At 71.6% G+C, this 15718-nt stretch carries 13 protein-coding genes and 2 tRNA genes; 4 read left to right on the forward strand and 11 right to left on the reverse strand.

Going from position 1 to position 15718, the window contains the following annotated elements; translation table 11 throughout:
* Positions 1-15 precede the first annotated feature (15 nt).
* Together QRX60_RS49550 and QRX60_RS49555 are read left to right on the forward strand one after the other, a co-directional pair.
* Positions 16-1401, forward strand: a complete 1386-nt coding sequence (locus QRX60_RS49550) for a vWA domain-containing protein (RefSeq protein ID WP_285998398.1) — start codon at positions 16-18, stop codon at positions 1399-1401.
* Complete coding sequence (locus tag QRX60_RS49555; protein WP_285998399.1) at positions 1398-3212, forward strand: AAA family ATPase; 1815 nt, start codon at positions 1398-1400, stop codon at positions 3210-3212. The genes QRX60_RS49550 and QRX60_RS49555 overlap by 4 nt, the downstream gene beginning before the upstream one ends.
* Here QRX60_RS49555 and QRX60_RS49560 read toward each other — a convergent pair.
* The 5 genes from QRX60_RS49560 to QRX60_RS49580 all read right to left on the reverse strand — a co-directional run bounded on the left by QRX60_RS49560 (position 3193) and on the right by QRX60_RS49580 (position 8376).
* On the reverse strand, positions 3193-4308 hold the full coding sequence (locus QRX60_RS49560; protein ID WP_285998400.1) for a leucine-rich repeat domain-containing protein: 1116 nt from the start codon (positions 4306-4308) through the stop codon (positions 3193-3195). The two genes, QRX60_RS49555 and QRX60_RS49560, sit on opposite strands and share 20 nt — an antisense overlap.
* Positions 4305-5624: an SDR family NAD(P)-dependent oxidoreductase gene (locus tag QRX60_RS49565; RefSeq protein ID WP_285998401.1), complete on the reverse strand. Its 1320-nt coding sequence runs from the start codon at positions 5622-5624 to the stop codon at positions 4305-4307. The genes QRX60_RS49560 and QRX60_RS49565 overlap by 4 nt, the downstream gene beginning before the upstream one ends.
* Positions 5625-5676: 52 nt before the next feature.
* Positions 5677-5754 (reverse strand) — tRNA-Arg (locus QRX60_RS49570).
* A gap of 207 nt (positions 5755-5961) precedes the next feature.
* The gene (locus tag QRX60_RS49575; RefSeq protein ID WP_285998402.1) at positions 5962-7263 is read right to left on the reverse strand and encodes a DUF3592 domain-containing protein; all 1302 of its coding nucleotides are present in this window, start codon (positions 7261-7263) and stop codon (positions 5962-5964) included.
* Between the two features lie 1040 nt (positions 7264-8303).
* Positions 8304-8376 (reverse strand) — tRNA-Asn (locus tag QRX60_RS49580).
* Positions 8377-8500: 124 nt separating this feature from the next.
* On the opposite strand from QRX60_RS49580, the gene QRX60_RS49585 reads away from it, so the two are divergent.
* A complete protein-coding gene (locus QRX60_RS49585) occupies positions 8501-8713 on the forward strand; it encodes a hypothetical protein (RefSeq protein WP_286003890.1) in 213 nt (70 codons plus the stop codon).
* Here the strand turns inward: QRX60_RS49585 and QRX60_RS49590 are convergent.
* Genes QRX60_RS49590 through dnaG form a run of 3 tightly spaced genes read right to left on the reverse strand, consistent with a single transcriptional unit; the run spans position 8710 to position 11959 of the window.
* Entirely contained in the window at positions 8710-9471 is a 762-nt protein-coding gene (locus tag QRX60_RS49590; protein ID WP_285998403.1) for a trans-aconitate 2-methyltransferase, read from the reverse strand. The genes QRX60_RS49585 and QRX60_RS49590 overlap by 4 nt on opposite strands.
* A 48-nt stretch (positions 9472-9519) precedes the next feature.
* Entirely contained in the window at positions 9520-10041 is a 522-nt protein-coding gene (locus tag QRX60_RS49595; RefSeq protein ID WP_285998404.1) for a hypothetical protein, read from the reverse strand.
* Position 10042: 1 nt separating this feature from the next.
* Complete coding sequence (gene dnaG, locus QRX60_RS49600; protein WP_285998405.1) at positions 10043-11959, reverse strand: DNA primase; 1917 nt, start codon at positions 11957-11959, stop codon at positions 10043-10045.
* Between the two features lie 32 nt (positions 11960-11991).
* On the opposite strand from dnaG, the gene QRX60_RS49605 reads away from it, so the two are divergent.
* Positions 11992-12945, forward strand: coding sequence for a sigma-70 family RNA polymerase sigma factor (locus tag QRX60_RS49605; RefSeq protein ID WP_285998406.1), 954 nt, complete (start codon positions 11992-11994; stop codon positions 12943-12945).
* On the opposite strand, the gene QRX60_RS49610 is transcribed toward QRX60_RS49605, so the two are convergent.
* From QRX60_RS49610 to QRX60_RS49620, 3 genes are all read right to left on the reverse strand, one after another.
* Positions 12917-13687 carry a hypothetical protein gene (locus QRX60_RS49610; protein ID WP_285998407.1) on the reverse strand — a complete coding sequence of 257 codons (771 nt, stop codon included), beginning with the start codon at positions 13685-13687 and terminating at the stop codon, positions 12917-12919. The genes QRX60_RS49605 and QRX60_RS49610 overlap by 29 nt on opposite strands.
* Positions 13688-13750: 63 nt before the next feature.
* The gene (locus QRX60_RS49615) at positions 13751-14317 is read right to left on the reverse strand and encodes a carboxymuconolactone decarboxylase family protein (protein ID WP_285998408.1); all 567 of its coding nucleotides are present in this window, start codon (positions 14315-14317) and stop codon (positions 13751-13753) included.
* Between the two features lie 21 nt (positions 14318-14338).
* Positions 14339-15697, reverse strand: a complete 1359-nt coding sequence (locus tag QRX60_RS49620) for an MFS transporter (RefSeq protein ID WP_285998409.1) — start codon at positions 15695-15697, stop codon at positions 14339-14341.
* Positions 15698-15718: the final 21 nt, after the last annotated feature.

Below are 15718 nucleotides of genomic sequence, written 5' to 3' on the forward strand. Positions count from 1 at the left end.
GTTACAGGGGGAAGAGTGGGGTTCCGGAAACGGTTGCCGGTCGTCGACCTGACCGACCGGCGGGCGCTGGCGAGCTGGCGCCCGGCCTCGCCCGCGGTGATCACCGAGGCGGAACGGCTCAAGGAAGCCGCGCTGCTCGACTTCGGGCTCACCGAATCCGTGGTCGGCTCGTGGCTGTTCAGCCGGTGCCGGCACCAGATCGCCACGACGGCGATCGACACCGCCGCGGTCGTCGCGTCCGGCGACGGCACGTGCCTGCTCCTGTTCAACCCCGAGTTCTTCGTCGGAATCGGGCTCGACGGCGTCAAGTTCGTGCTGTTCCACGAAGCCCGGCACCTGGTGCACCGGCACCTGTTCGCCGAGCCGGAGCTTCGGGAGGACCCGGTGTTCACCCTCGCGGCCGAGGTGGTGATCAACCACGTCGCGATCGTACGGCTGGACCGGGGACTTCCCGTGCTGGCCGGGAAACCGACCGGTATCGACCCCGCGGACATCCACGCGCGCTATGTCGAGGACCTCACCGCGCAAGAGCTGGAGCCCTTGCCTTACAGCGACTTCATCGACACGGACCTGACCGTCTACACCGAACTCAAGCGCATGAAGCAGCCACCGGTGCCGGCGCCGTTGTGCGTGCACGTGACCCATCGGCTGCCGGCGGACCAGGAGACGGTCGACGCGGCCGTGTCGTCGGCGTTGCTGAACTCGCTGCTGGCGGCCCGTCGCGGCAACGGCGCCGCCGAGGCGGAGCTGCTCGACCTGATGGGGCGCACCGAGGACACGGCGAGCCGGATCTGGGGGAACCTCGGCGCGGGCGCGCTGCGGGGCGTGACGGCGCGGACCGGCAAGGTCGACTGGTGGCAGCGGTGGCTGGTCGACGTGCTCGGCTCGAAGCTGCGTGAAGGTGAGCGGCTGGTGTACCCGAAGAAACGCGGCGCGGTGCTGGCCGTGCTCGGTCACGAGCCGATGCTGTCGCGGCGCGGGCCGGTCCGGGACAAGGTACTGGTGATCGCGTACGACACGTCCGGGTCGATGCCGCCGAGTGTGGTGGACTGGATGACCGAGCTGGTCGGCGAAATCGACGGTGTGCAGGCGCACTGGCTGTCGTTCGACGGCGTGGTGATGCCGTTCCGGCCGGGTGAACCGGTGTACGGCGGTGGCGGCACCAGTTTCCAGGCCGTGGTGGACCACGTCGAAGGACGGTCCCCAGTGGAGGGAAAGTACTTCGAGGAACGCCCCGACGCCATCGTCGTGCTCACCGACGGATACGCCCCGCACGTCACACCGACCGAGCCGGACAAGTGGATCTGGCTGATCACCGAAGGCGGCGACGACTGGCCCGACGCGCACATCCCACCCATGGCCTGCCACCGAGTGCGGCCCGTGACCGGAAGAACCCGATGACCGAGACCGTCCGCCGCACCTGGCGACCCAACGCGACCTATCCGACCGCCCCCGAAGGCGGGTCCCGGCTGGCCGACTTCATCGACGCGATGATCGACATCGGCCAGACCGGACAGGTCTTCGGCACCCACGGCATCGGCAAGACCGCGACGTTCTTCTCGCACATCGCCGAGGCGTACCCCGGCACCGAGCTGGTGTTCGTGCCCGCCGCCAACCTCACTCCGGACGACCTGCTGATCAACGCCCCGGTGCGGGAGAACGGCGAGTTCGTGCTGCGGCAGCTGGTGATGAGCCAGCTGCGGCCGGGCCGGCCGTTCGTGCTGCTGATCGACGACTCGCTGCAGGCGGCGGAGACCGTCCAGTCGCAGCTCATGCAGATCGCCTGCAACTGGACGCTGGGCGAGTACGACCTGCGCGCGCTCGGCTGTGTCGGTGTGTTCCTGACCGACAACGAGTCGCTCGCCGAGACTTCGGCGCGGCGCAGCGACCTCGCGATCCTCGACCGCATGGTCACCGTGCGGATGACCGCGAACGACACAGCGTGGCGCACGACGCTCGCGGCGCACCACCGCGACTGGGACCTGGGTCCGTTCTTCGGAGTGTGGAACTCGCTCGGGCCGGAGCTGCGCGAGTCGCTGTCGCCGCGGACGATGGAGCACATCCTGTCCCTCGCCCGTGAGCAGTTCCCGCTGCGCTGGGCGCTTCCGCTGGTCAACGGCGAGCGGCTGCGGCTCGAGGAGACCCTCGGCAAGAAACGCGTGGACCGCACCGCCGAGATCCTCGGCAGGCTTGCCGACGCGCTCGGCGTGCGCAACCCCGCCACCGTCCCGGATCCGGTCCGGCAGGTGCTGCGGGCCGCGCTGCGCAACCGCTGGAGCGTGCTGCTGCAGGGGCCGCCCGGCTGCGGCAAGACCGAGCTGGTGCGCGAGACGATCCGGGACGGGCTCGGCCGCGACCCGCTGTACTTCTCGTTGCCGGTGACCAATGTCGAGGACCTGTGCGCGCCGATCCCGACCGCGGACGGCACGCTGGAGAACCTGATCGCGCGGCCGTTCACCGGGCGCGAGCCGAAGGCGATCGTGTGGGACGAGTACAACCGCCCGAAGGACAAGGCGTCGTTCGCCCGGCTGATGGAGATCACCCAGGAGTGGTCGCTGGCCGGACGGCCGATCGAGAACCTCCGCGCCCAGGTGGCGATCCAGAACCCGCCCTACCACCTGGGACGCAAGCTCTTGGTGTCCCGCAACAACATCGCGCAGGCAACCCGGTTCACCGCGTCGCTGCTGGTCGAGCCGGCCGACATCCCGGCGAACGAGTGGCTGATCCGCAAGTACGGCGGCGTGGCGGAAACCGTCTTGGAGTGGTGGAAGCACGACATCGACGACGAAGGCCGGGGGTGGATCACCAAGCGGACCATCGAACGGCTCGTCAAGCTGCACGAGCGCGGCCTGCCCCTGGAGCTGGCGACGATCTACCTCGGCGACGGCGAGTACGCGCCGGTGCCGCTGACCGCGCTGATCGACCGGCTCGCCAACCGGCCGGTGACCGGGCTCACCGAACTGGCCCGCCAGGCGGCCCGGTGGGAGGAGCGGCTGCGGTCCGAGTCGGCGTCGGTCGAGGGCGGGAACGGCGGCGACATCGTGCACCAGGTGCTCGCGAACGCCGAACTGTCCCAGCTGCGCCGGCACCACGACGTCGTCGCGCGGCTGGTCGCGTTGCTGCCGCCCAAACTGCGCGCGACCTACCTGGTCGGGGTGAACGAGGACCGGCAGCGGTTCTGGATCGACGTCTTCACGAAGCTGCGTCGCTAGCCCCGCGGTGCACGCTGCGCACCGCGGCGACGTCGGCCGGTACCGGGAGCCGCTCGGGGATCGCGGCGCTCGCCAGGTCGAGCCGGCGCCTGATGCCGGTCGCGACGCCCTTGCCGAGCACGAACCGGGTGGGCGTGGCCGCGCGCCGGGCGCCGTCCAGCAGCCGGTGGGCGGCCTGGCTGCCGAGACCGGTGTTGCTGAGCACCAGGTGCCGCAGCCCATGCGGCCGCTCCGCGAGCGCGGCGGCGATGGCCGTCGTCGCGGCCTCGTCCAGCCGGTTGTCCGGGGCGTCGAGGACCCTCGCGGCCTTCACGCGCCCGAGATCGCACACTTCGACGCCGGCCCGGGCCGCCGCGATGACCAGCCTGGCCGTCGCCTTCGGGCCGATTCCGTTGCTGGCCAAGGAGATCCGGCGCAGGCTCCCGGGCTTGAGCGCGTCGGCGACGACGTGCGCACCCTCGTCGCCCAGCCGGGCCGCGGACACGTACAGCTCGGTGACCGCATCGGCGGCCAGCAGCGCGGCCAGGTGGGCCGCGCCGGCCGGGCCGAGCGGGTTGCCCCCGAGGTAGAGCCGCTCGATACGCCGTCCGGCCCCGGCCGCGGTGAGGATCGCCGCCACCAGGCTCGCCACGCCGAGGGCATCGAGGTCGGTCTGGACCAGGTCGAGCGTGCGCAACGACCGGGCGGACGCCACGATCGCGGCCGCGGCGTCCCCGTCGCCGATCGGGTTGCGCTTGAGCCAGACGCCGGTGACCTTGCCGGCCTGCGGCGACATCCGCAGGTTGTCGGCGATGCGGCAGACACCGCCCGCGGTGATGCCGTTGCAGCCGAGGTAGAGCGTCTCGACCTCGCGCTCGACGGCCTGCCCGGCGACGTCGGCCGCGCCGTCGCCGAGGCCGTCCGTGCCCAGCAGGAGGTGCTTGACCACGCCGGGCCGCAGCGCCTCCGTCACCCGGGCCGCGTCGTCCGGGCCGAGGGCCGACTTGCACAGGTCGAGCCGGCCGTCGGGCAGGGCGGTGCCGGTCGGGAAGTCCCGGCGTTCGGCGGTGGCCGTGCCGGTGCGCAGCCACGCCAGGAGGGGTTCGAGTCTGCTCACCAGGCCGCCTCCCGGTAGTCCTTGAGGAACACCCCGGCGCTCGGCGCGCCCCGCTCGCCCCGCACGATCGGGTCGTACACCCGCGCCGCGCCGTCCACGATGTCCAGCGGCGTGCGGAAGCCGTCTCCGGCGAGCCTGGCCTTCTTCGGCAGCGGGTTCTCGTCGGTGATCCACCCGGTGTCGACCGAGCACATGTAGACGCCGCGCTCGGCGAGTTCGGGACCGCTGGTGCGGGTCAGCATGTTGAGCGCCGCCTTGGCCATGTTCGTGTGCGGGTGGCCGGAAGTCTTGTTCCGGGCGGCGAACCGGCCCTCGACGGCGGTCACGTTGACGATGTAGCGGCGCGGGTGCGGTGAGGCCAGCAGCAACGGCAGCAGCCGGTCGCACAGCAGGGTCGGCGCCAGGGCGTTGACCAGCTGTGTCTCCAGCACCTCGGCCGCGTCGAGCTCGCCGACGCGGACCGACCACGAATTGACCGGCGCGGTGTCCGGCAGCAGGCCCGCTTCGTCGATCTCGGCCAGCGCCAGGGCGCCCCGGCTCGGCTCCAGCGCAAGCATGGGACTGAACCCCGGCGCAAGCACGGCGTTCGACGGCAGCAGGCCGGTCTCGCCGCCCATCAGCGCCGCATAGGACTCGGGCGGCCGCCGCACGGTCTGGGCGGCATTGTTGACGAGGATGTCGAGCGGCTTGCCGTCCGCGCGCAGCGACTCGGCCAGGCCGAGCACCTGACGTGGATCCCGCAGGTCGATGCCGAGCACGGTCAGCCGGTCCAGCCACCGCGCACTGCCCGGCGCCGCCTCGAAGCGGCGCTGGGCGTCACGCGGGAAGCGTGTCGTAACCAGCAGCTCGGCCCCGTCGCGGAGCAGCATCAGCGCCAGCTGGAAGCCGATCTTCACCCGGCCCCCGGTGAGCAGCGCGCGGCGTCCCGTCAGGTCCGTGCTCGCGCTTCGGCGTTCGGCGTTCTCCTGGGCGCAGGGCGGGCAGAGCCGGTGGTAGAACGCGTCCGCGAGCCGGTAGTGCTCCTTGCAGACGTAACACCGCCTGCTGCGGGCCAGCGGGCGGGCCACCGCGTCCGGGTCCGGCCGCAGCGGCGCGTCCTCGCGCCGGGACAGGGCCCCCGTCGCCGTCGCCGCGTCGACCGCCGCGTCCGCTTGGGCGCGTTCGGCCGAGCGCGCCTTCTTGCGGTGCTGCCGTCCTTCCCGGGCGAACGACTCCGCCACCCGCTCGGCCTTCAACCGCGCCGGATCGTCGATCGGCAACGCCCGCAGCCGCGTGACGGTGTCGTGGAACGCCGCCAGCTCGGCCTCGGTGATCATGCGCTCCCCTCCTGCGGTACCGGCGTCTCCGCCTCGGGAGAAGGACCGAGCCTGCCAGGGCGGCCGGATTCGAACCGGCGTGCACCGGATCCGCAGGCCGGGGCGCCTGCCTCTGCGCTACGACCCTGGCATCACCGAGATCGTATCCTTCCCGCCGTCGCGGCAGCGACGCACTCATCTGCCGATGTGCGGACGTTCGCTCGTCCGCCCACCCGGACCGAGCGGCGGGTCGGCAAAGTCCGGGTACTCCGCCGATGATGGGGACCGGCCCGCATCGCCTACCTGCTCAGGACTCACCGCCGGGCCCGCGCCCCGACGCCGCGTGCCGCGTGAGTGGTCATTTCTCCTCCAGGGCCGCCCGCATGCGGGTGAAGTAGACCTGCGTGAGCGGGATGGGCGCGAGCGAGCCCACCACCGCGACGAAGAACAAGGGCCACAGCAGGTTCAGCACCATCAGCACGACCCCGGCCGCGATCAGCACGGCGTACCAGCCCGCCATCACGATCACGAACCGGCGGACCTTGCGTTTCACCAACGCCGTCTGCTCCGGGTCCTCCGGGACGGGCGCCGCTGTGTTCTTCGCGCCGGTCCGCATGTTCAGCGCGTAGGCCGGGACCGCGTAGGGCGACTTACGCCACCGTCCGTGCGGGAAAAGGACCACCATGTCGCGGTCGGTGCCGCCGATCCAGGCCTGCCGGTTCGGCTGGTGCTTCATCGGCACCGAACCGTGGGACGACGTGGCCGCGCGCAGGGTGATCCGGGTGCCGTCGCGGTAAACGACGTTGATGTCCGGCAGGTGCCGGCCCCGGCGGATCGGGTAGTCCGGCTCGACGGTCACCGACGCGATCCGCCAGCCGGTGGCGCGGACGGCGCGCGAGCGGCGCCGCCAGTTCATCGCGGCGATGACCGAAAGGACGAGCCCGCTCATCCCGGCGATCGTCCCGATCACCTGCGCCCACACCCAGGTCTGGTCGCTGTTGGTCTCGTCCAGCGTGCGCACCCGATCGGGGTCGGCCTTGTCGTAGATGACCGTGATCTGCTGCCCCTCGGTGTACTGCCGGCCGGAGTCCCAGACGATGTCGGCGTACCGATAGTGGCCGTAGTCCACCGGATACGCCACGTAAATGGTGTCGTCGTCCCGGCTGTGCTTGTAGACGCCCAGCACCTCACCGGTTACGCGCGTCCCGGTCTTCAGCAGGTGGTCGGCCGAGGCGCTCATCGCGACGAAACCTGCGACCACCCCCGCGAGCACGGCCATCCAGACGAGCACGAGGCCCACGGAGCGCAGCACCAACAGCCGCAACCGGGCGGTCTCGACGTCGAGGTCGACCTGCCCTGCGCCGTTGCGTTCGGTCAGCGCCGGCAGCCAGTGCTCGTGCTCGGCGACCAGCGCGGCGCGCCGCCGGTCGAGCCACCGCCCGAGGCCGGCGCAGCCGAGCATCAGTGCAGCGGCCAGGACGAAGACCATGATCTCGCCCGTGAGCTCGCCGTCCTCGAAGACATATCCGGGCGCGGTCAGCGCGTAGACCGTCCCCGCCGCGTCGCCGAGCGCGGCCAAGCCGAAGACGATCGCTCCGGCCAGAAAGGTGTTCTGCCACCGGCGGTGCGTCGTCGCATCCCGGTCCGTCCCCAGCGTCATCGCCTGAGCGTAGACCCGGAAAACACGCCGCGACCTGCGATGAAGCAGACACCGGAAGAAGGCAACCGACCAGGCTCGCCAAGCGTGCAAGCGAGCAGTGCCCATCGGGTGAGCAGTCCCGGAGTGGAGGAAAGCCAGCGCCGCAAGAACCTTGGCCGCGACCTCGATTGCAGCAGCGGCGCAAAGGCACTCTCATAGCCGCGATGAGGACACTTGCCACGGTAGGGTTGACCGGCTGGCATCACCGACGTTCTGACGGCAACGCCGAGGGACACGATGGACACCATGATCGCGGTAACCACCGGGAAGAAAACGCACCCGAGCGCGCCCCGGCCGCACATCCGAAACCAACCGAGCGCCACGCGCAGCCGCCCTGGACGAGTCACAGGGACAGGCCCGCGCAGGCCTGCCGGCGACGATCTCTCACCAATAAACGTGGAGCAAACCTCGAGCACAGCCACGCGACCAAACACATCCAACCGCACAGGACCGCGCTCAACGGCAGCCAACTGCACCACTCGGCCAGCAGGTTCTCCATAACCACAGGTCAGGGCCATGATCGGCCCATACTGGCAGTGAGGGGGTCACCAGCTCTGTTCTGGCTGGTCAAGGACGTACCCGTCAGTCGCTCACACGAGTTCGTCAGCCGTCATCGCCAGGTCCGACCGACATACTCTGGCACGGGTGTCCCACCTCGAGCAGCGCAGCGAAGAGCATTCGCCGACAGCAGTCCTGCAACAGAACCCGAGCCTTGGGAAGTCATCGATAACAGTCGCCGACGCCGGCAGCCCGCACAGAAGCCGTCTCCACACCGGCGACCGGAAGCACGGCAGACCCGCCGTCAGACGCCGGAGTCGCGCCCAGCCATGAGTCAGCGATCGACACGGGGACGACACAGTGCTCACCAGCGGCACTACTGCAACCCCGAAGCCGCGCCCGTGCAGCCGGGCAGCCCACCGTTTGGACGATCGTCAAGATAGACACTAAATCGCCCCTACTCAGGGGTAGCAAAAAAGCCCAGGTCTGTGACCTGGGCCTTGCTCCCCCGCTTGGACTCGAACCAAGAACCCTCCGGTTAACAGCCGAATGCTCTGCCAGTTGAGCTACAGGGGAATGTCGCTCACTTCCGGTGCCGGTCTCTCCGACCGACGAGAAGAACTTTAGCCCATGCCCCAACGCCCTCCGCAGCCACCCCCCACTTAGCGCAACCGCCCCCCGCGGGCCGTTTTCCTGGACAATGGACAGTCGGACGACCTACCGACGGAAGGCGTGGAAGCGGATGAAGAAGTTCCTGCTCGGGGCAGGCCTGGGGTACGTGCTGGGCACCAAAGCAGGCCGGGGGCGGTACGAGCAGCTCGTGCGCACCTACCGCCGGGTCGTCGACCATCCCATGGTGCAGGGTGCCGCCGGGGTTGCCCGGGCCAAGATCGGCGAGAAGGTGCGCCGCTAGACCTGGGCCACGAAGAACACGCGACGGAACTCGAACCACGTGGTCCCGTCGGCCCTGGTCGGGTACGCCGAAGCCAGCCGCGGGGCCAGCTCCGCGCGGAACTGCTCCCACTCGGCGTCGGGCAGCGCTGCCCTGATCGGGCGCAACGCCGTCCCGGTGATCCATTCCAGCACCGGTGACGGCCCCCGCAGCGGCTGCACGTACGTCGTCTCCCAGGCGTCGACGCCGCAGCCCGCGTCGGCCAGGAGGTTCGCGTACTCCAGCGGGCTCGAGACCGCGTCGTCCTCGCGCAGGACGACGTCGGCCAGGCGGGACGACCAGGCCGGGGACGCCGCCAGCTCCCGCGTGAGCGCGTGCGAGGGCGCGGTGAAATTGCCCGGCACCTGAACCGCCAGGTAAGCCCCCGAGGGCAGCGAGGACGCCCATCGGCGCAGCAGCGCGTCGTGGTCCGGCACCCACTGCAGGACGGCGTTCGAGACCACCACGTCGGTGTCCGGCGCCGGCGTCCAGTCGCGGACGTCGAGCAGGGAGGCGTCGAGACCGCGAGCACGGGCGGCGGTCACCATTTCGGGTGAACTATCGCCGCACTCCAGGGTCGCGCCGGGCCAGCGTTCCCGGAGCGAGAGAGTCAGGTTCCCCGGACCGCAGCCCAGGTCGACGACGCGGCGTGGCGACGCGGCACCGATGCGCGACACCAGGTCGTAGAACGGCCGGGCCCGCAGGTCGGCGTAGTCGAGGTACTTCTCGGGATCCCACACGAGCGCCTCCCATTAAGCAGTACGCTTGTACTGAGTACGAGCGTACTGCTACTCCGCGGGGTTGACCAGCTTCGCGGCGACCTGCTCGGCGATGGCCGTCACCAGCTCGGGGTCGGTGCTCGGGTCGGGCCGGACCTGCAGCACGCTGCCGTCGCGGCCGGGCACCTTGCGCTGCACGAACCACGCACCCCCGGCTCCGATCTCCTGCCGGTGCCGCGACCGGATCGACCCGTCGACGCGCAGGTAGACCTCCTTCGGCACCTTGCCCGGCGAAGCCAGCCGGAAGCGCACCGGCGGCAGGTCGGCCAGCACGACCGCCGTGCCCGCCGTGCTCACCTCGGACGACTCGGTCAGCGTGAACACGCCGCCCGCCCAGGCCGCCTTGCCGACGAGGTGCCAGCCGACGCGCCGCGCGCCGTCGCCGTCCGGGATCCACAGCCCGAGCTGCGTCACGACCAGGTGCCCGCCGCCCTCGACCGGGGCGCTGACGACGACGTCCTCGTTCGGGTCCAGCTTGCCCGGGAAGTCCGCGGGCGTGTGGTCACCCAGCAACCGGCGCAGGAAGCTCACGTCAGCCCCACGCGCCGGCGGCCGCCTGCTCGCCCAGCGACTTCTTGTACTGCTCCAGCGCGACCAGGTCGCCGAACAGCGCGCGGTAGTCGTCCGGCGCTTCCACCGGCGAGAGCCGCTGCAGCTTGCCCTTGATCTCCGCGATCTGCCGGCCGACGAGGCCTTCCTGCAGCCGGGCGAGGATCGAGGAGATGTAGCGCGAGTCGACCTCGTCCTTGGCCTGCAACGGTTCCACGGCCAGCTCGGACAGCACGCGCCGGACCGTCCCTTCCGGACAGTGCGGGGCGGCCGCGTCCAGCAGCGCCGGCCCGGTCAGGCCCGAACCCGCGCCACCCGCCTTGAGCACGGCTTCGTGCACCGCGACGTACACCGGGTGCGTGAACGCTTCCAGCGGCAGCGCGTCGTATTCCGGCCCGGCGATCGCGGGCTGCTGCAGCGCCGCCTTCAGCGCCTCGCGCTGGACGGCGAACCGCGGGTCCTTCGGCGCCGGGCGGGCGACGTCCTGCGAAGGCGCCGGAGTCTCCGGGGCGCCGACGCGGGCCGGTTGCTTGAGGGGCGCGCCGCCGCGCCGGTCGGTCGCGCCCGCGCTGCCGCGGACCCGGTTGACCACCTGCGCGACGTCCTGCCAGCCGACCCACCAGGCGAGCTTCGACGCGTAACCGTCGCGGGCCGCGCGGTCCTTGATCGACGCGACCATCGGCACGGTCTTCTGCAGCGCCGCGACCTGGCCGTCGACCGAGTCGAGGTCGTAGTTCTTGAGCGTGCTCCGGATGACGAACTCGAACAGCGGGGTCCGCCGCGCGACCAGGTCCTTCACCGCGCTGTCGCCCTTGGCCAGGCGCAGCTCGCACGGGTCCATGCCGTCCGGCGCCACCGCGATGTAGGTCTGGCCGGCGAACGTCTGGTCGCCTTCGAACGCCTTCAGCGCGGCCTTCTGGCCCGCTTCGTCGCCGTCGAAGGTGAAGATCACTTCGCCGCGGAAGGCGTCGTCGTCCATCATCAGCCGGCGCAGCACCTTCATGTGGTCCTCGCCGAACGCCGTGCCCGACGACGCGACCGCCGTCGGGACGCCCGCCGCGTGCATCGCCATCACGTCGGTGTAGCCCTCGACCACGACGACCTGGTGCCGCTTCGCGATCTCGCGCTTGGCCAGGTCGAGGCCGAACATGACCTGGGACTTCTTGTAGATCGGCGATTCGGCGGTGTTGAGGTACTTCGCCGAGATCCGGTCGTCGTCGAACAGCCGCCGCGCGCCGAAGCCGACGACCTCGTTGCCGACGTCGCGGATCGGCCAGACCAGGCGCCGGTGGAAGCGGTCCATCGGGCCGCGCTGGCCCTCCTTGGACAGCCCCGCCGTCAGCAGCTCCTTGACCTCGAACCCGCGCGTGAGCAGGTGTTTCGTCAGCTTGTCCCAGCCGCCGGGGGCGTACCCGCAGCCGAACGTCTTCGCCGCGGCGGCGTCGAACCCGCGCTCGGACAGGAAGTCCCGCGCGGCGCGCGCCTCGTCGGTGACCAGCTGCTCGGCGTAGAACTCCTGGGCGGCGCGGTGGGCCTCGATCAGCCGGCTGCGGCTGCCGCGGTCGCGCTGGATGGTCGCGCCGCCGCCTTCGTAGGTGAGCCGGATGCCGACCCGGTCGGCCAGCCGCTCGACGGCTTCCACGAAGGTGATCAGGTCGATCTTCTGGATGAACTTGATCACGTCGCCGCCCTCGCCACAGCCGAAGCAGTGGAAGGTGCCGTGCGTCGGGCGGACGTTGAACGACGGGGTCTTCTCGTTGTGGAACGGGCAGAGGCCCTTCAGGCTGCCCCCACCGGCGCGGCGCAGCGCCACGTACTCCCCGACGACCTCGTCGATCCGGTTCCGCTCGCGCACCTCCGCGATGTCGCTCTCCCGAATCCGTCCTGCCACGTCACACACTCTAGTCTTGCTCCTTGCGGCACACTCGGGGCATGGCCTCCACGCCCACCGCCCAGGACACCCTCGCCGCGCAGTTCGCCGAGCACCGCGGTCACCTGATCGGGGTCGCCTACCGGCTGACCGGCACGCGCGCCGACGCCGAGGACGCGGTCCAGGAGTCCTGGCTGCGGCTGGCCGGGCTCGACGACGCCGGCCGCGCGGCGATCCGCGACCTGCGCGGCTGGCTCACCACGGTCGTCGGCCGGATCTGCCTCGACCGGCTGAAGTCGGCCGCGGCGCAGCGGGAGAAGTACGTCGGCAACTGGCTGCCGGAGCCGGTCGTCACGCCGTTCGGACGGCCGGTGAGCGAGGACCCGCTCGACGTCGCCGTGCGCGACGACGGCCTGCGGATGGCCGCGCTCGTCGTGCTCGACAAGCTGACCCCGGAGCAGCGCGTCGCGTTCGTGCTGCACGACGCCTTCTCGGTGCCGTTCGCGGAGATCGCCGACGCGCTCGGCGTCTCGGTCGACGCCGCGCGCCAGTACGCGTCCCGCGGCCGCAAGGCCCTCGCCGACGCCGACCCGGCCCCGCGCGTCCCGCTCGACGACCAGGCGCAGATCCTCGAGAAGTTCGTCACCGCGCTGCAGCAGGGCGACATCCGGGCGATGACCGAGCTGCTGGCCCCGGACGTCGTGCTCATCGGCGACTCGAACGGCAAGGGCCGCACCGCCCGCCAGCTCATCCTGGGCCCGGACAAGATCGTCCGGTTCTTCGTCGGCCTCACGCGCAAGTACGCGCCGGGTATGGCCGAGCGGGGTGTCCCGGTCCTGGTCAACGGCGACCTGGGGATGTACCTGCCGCCGATGCCGGGCCGCGACGGCTTCCTCGCCCTCGACGAGCACGTGCAGTCGGTGACCATCCGCGACGGGAAGATCGTGGCGATCTACGACGTCGTCAACCCGGACAAGCTGACCCGGATCACGCGTCCCGGCGCCGCGCCCGCGTGATCCCGGCCGCCAGCAGCAGGACGGCGAAGGCGCCGAAGTAGGCCAGGGCCCAGCCCGGGCTCAGCGGCGAATCCGACAGGACGGTGGCGGTGCCGCCGTCCCGCCCGGCGTTGGCCTCCCCGCTGCCGCTCAGGAACTTCGTGACGGCGTTCAGCGGCAGCCACCGGTGGATCGCCTGCCCCGCCCGGGGGATCAGCTCGACGACGTTCTCCGCCATCAGCGGGTAGCCGACGAGCAGCGCGACGGCGCCCGCGGTGTACCGCACGAGCAGGCCGACGCCGACCCCGCAGACGGCGGCCAGGGCGAACACCGGGCCGGTCCCGGCGACGATCGTCCAGTCCGCGACGCTGGTCAACGCCAGGTCGGCGTCCGGGGCGAGGACCCGCGCCACCAGCCACGCCGTGAACGCGGCGGCCTCGCCGAGCCCGAAGGCGTACCCGGCGACGACCACGGCCTTCGCCACCAGCGCCGGCCAGCGGCTCGGCACGGCCTGGAAGGTGCCGTGGATCGTGCCGGTGTGGTACTCGCTCGTCACGGCGAGCCCGGCCGCCACCAGGACGGCGACCAGCCCGAGCTGGTAGCCGAACTGGGTGCTCGCGACGGTGGGCGGCAGCCGCGACTCGGTCGCCGTCAGGGCGGTGAGCGCGGCCGGGGCGGCCAGCGCGACGAGCGCGAAGAGGCCGCACACCCACGGCGTGGCGATGCTGAAGAGCTTGATCCGTTCACTGGCCACGAGGTGCATGCCCGGAACGGTCCCGCGGCGGGCCCCGGTCGCGCGTCCGACCGGAGTCCGATTCCCGGGGTCCTACGGGAGCGGGACGCGGCAGGCGTCGCCCGAGGTGAAGCCCTGGTCGACGATGCCGAGGGCGCTGTTCATCCGGGCGCGCGAGTTCTCCAGCGCGATCTGGTAGGTCAGCTCGACGACGCCGTCGCGGCCGAACTCGCGCTCGAGTTCGGCGACCTGCTCGTCGGTCACGGTGACCTGCTCACCGGACATCGCGTCGGCGTAGGCGATCGCGAGCCGCTCCTGGTGGCTGAACGCGGGCGAGGTCGCGTGGTCGTCGATCTTCTTCAGCCGCTCGATGTCCAGGCCGTCGTGCTTCTGCAGCATCGTGCCGAAGTCGACGCACCACGAGCAGCCGATCCGGGTCGCGACGCGGTAGACGGCGAGCTCGCGCACGTTCGCCGGCACCTTCTTCGAGGCCCGTTCCACCATCAGCTCGTGCACGGTGCCGGCCCGCAGCAGGCCGCGGTGGTGCGCGGTGACGGCCACCGGTTCGGGCACCGCGCCGTAGCGCCGCCCGGCGATCCGGTAGACCAGCTTGAGGAACGGGCCGGCTTCGGCCGTCTTCTTCACGGGCATGCGAGGCATCTGCGTCTCCTTCGTTCGCGGTCACGAGGGGGACGAGACCGCTTCCGCGGACGTGACGACGGGCGTCGTGACGCAGGCCACGAGCATGATCGCGGCCGCGGAGGCGAACACGACGGTGAGGCCGGCGGCGCCGAGGCCGCCGGTCGTGGCCAGCGCGAGCCAGCCGAACACCGCGGCGCCGGCGAGCCCGCCGGCCTGCCGGGCGAAGGTCAGCGACCCCAGGGTGACGCCCATCAGGTCCGGCCGGGCGCGGGTCTGGCCCAGCACGGTGTACGCCGAGGTGCAGACGGTGAAGGCGGCGCCGATCGCGAACAACCCCGGCGCGAGCAGCCAGGGAATGCCCGCCGAGGCGGCCGCGACGGCGACCACGGCGAGCCCGGCCGTGCCGAGCAGGCAGCCGAACCGGCCCCACGCGGTCATCTCCGGGCGTTTGCGGGCCAGCGCGGCGAAGGACGCGGACAGCGCGAGCTGCCCGGCGGTCATCGCGACGAGCAGCGCACCGGTCCCGGCCGCGCCCGCGCCCAGCGCGGCGACCAGCGCGACGTAGGTGAAGGTGCCGTAGAGCGCGGCGCCCGCGAGGCCGTTGACCACCACCGCGCGGGCCAGGACGGCGTCCGCGAACACCTTCGGCGAGATCAGCGGGCTCGGCGCGCGGCGCTGCCGGCGCACGAAGAGAGTTCCCGCCGCGGCGGCGGCCCCGACGAGAATCGGTGTCCACAGTGGACTTTTTGCGAGCGCGTCGACGGTGCCGAGTACGACGACGGCGGAACCCGCGACGGCGAGCAGCACGCTGCTCCCGACGTCGAACTTCTCCTTGGTGCGGCGGGGTTTCGCGGGCAGGCCGCGCACGCCGAGCACCAGGGCGGGGACGCAGAGCGGGAGGTTGACCAGGAAGATCCAGCGCCAGCCCGGGCCCGCGGCGAGCAGCCCGCCCAGCGGCGGCCCGCCGAGGGTGGCGGCGGCGAACACCGCCGTCTGCCAGCCCTGACGGCGCAGCAGCTCGTCGCGCTCGAACAGCTCGCCGAGCGCGCTCATCGCCGTGACGATCAGGCCGCTCCCGCCCAGTCCCTGCAGGGCGCGCGCGGCGATCAGCGAGCCGAGGTCGGGCGCGGCGGCGCACCACGCCGAGGCCACGGCGAACACGAGAACCGAGCCGGCGAAGGAGATCCGGCGGCCGTACAGGTCGCCGAACCGGCCGTGCAGCGGCGTCGCGACGGTGAGGGTGAGCAGGCCGGCGGCGGTCACCGCGACGAGACCCGTGCGGGCGTGCAGGTCTTCGCCGATCGAGGGCAGGGCCGCGGTGACGATCAGGCCGTCGAGCTGGGCCATGGCCATGCCGAGCAGCAGGCCGGCGAAGGCGAGGTTCCGAGATGCGTGCATAAAGCACACGTTATAACGTGC

Source organism: Amycolatopsis mongoliensis (assembly GCF_030285665.1).
GTDB classification, from domain to species: Bacteria; Actinomycetota; Actinomycetes; order Mycobacteriales; family Pseudonocardiaceae; genus Amycolatopsis; species Amycolatopsis mongoliensis.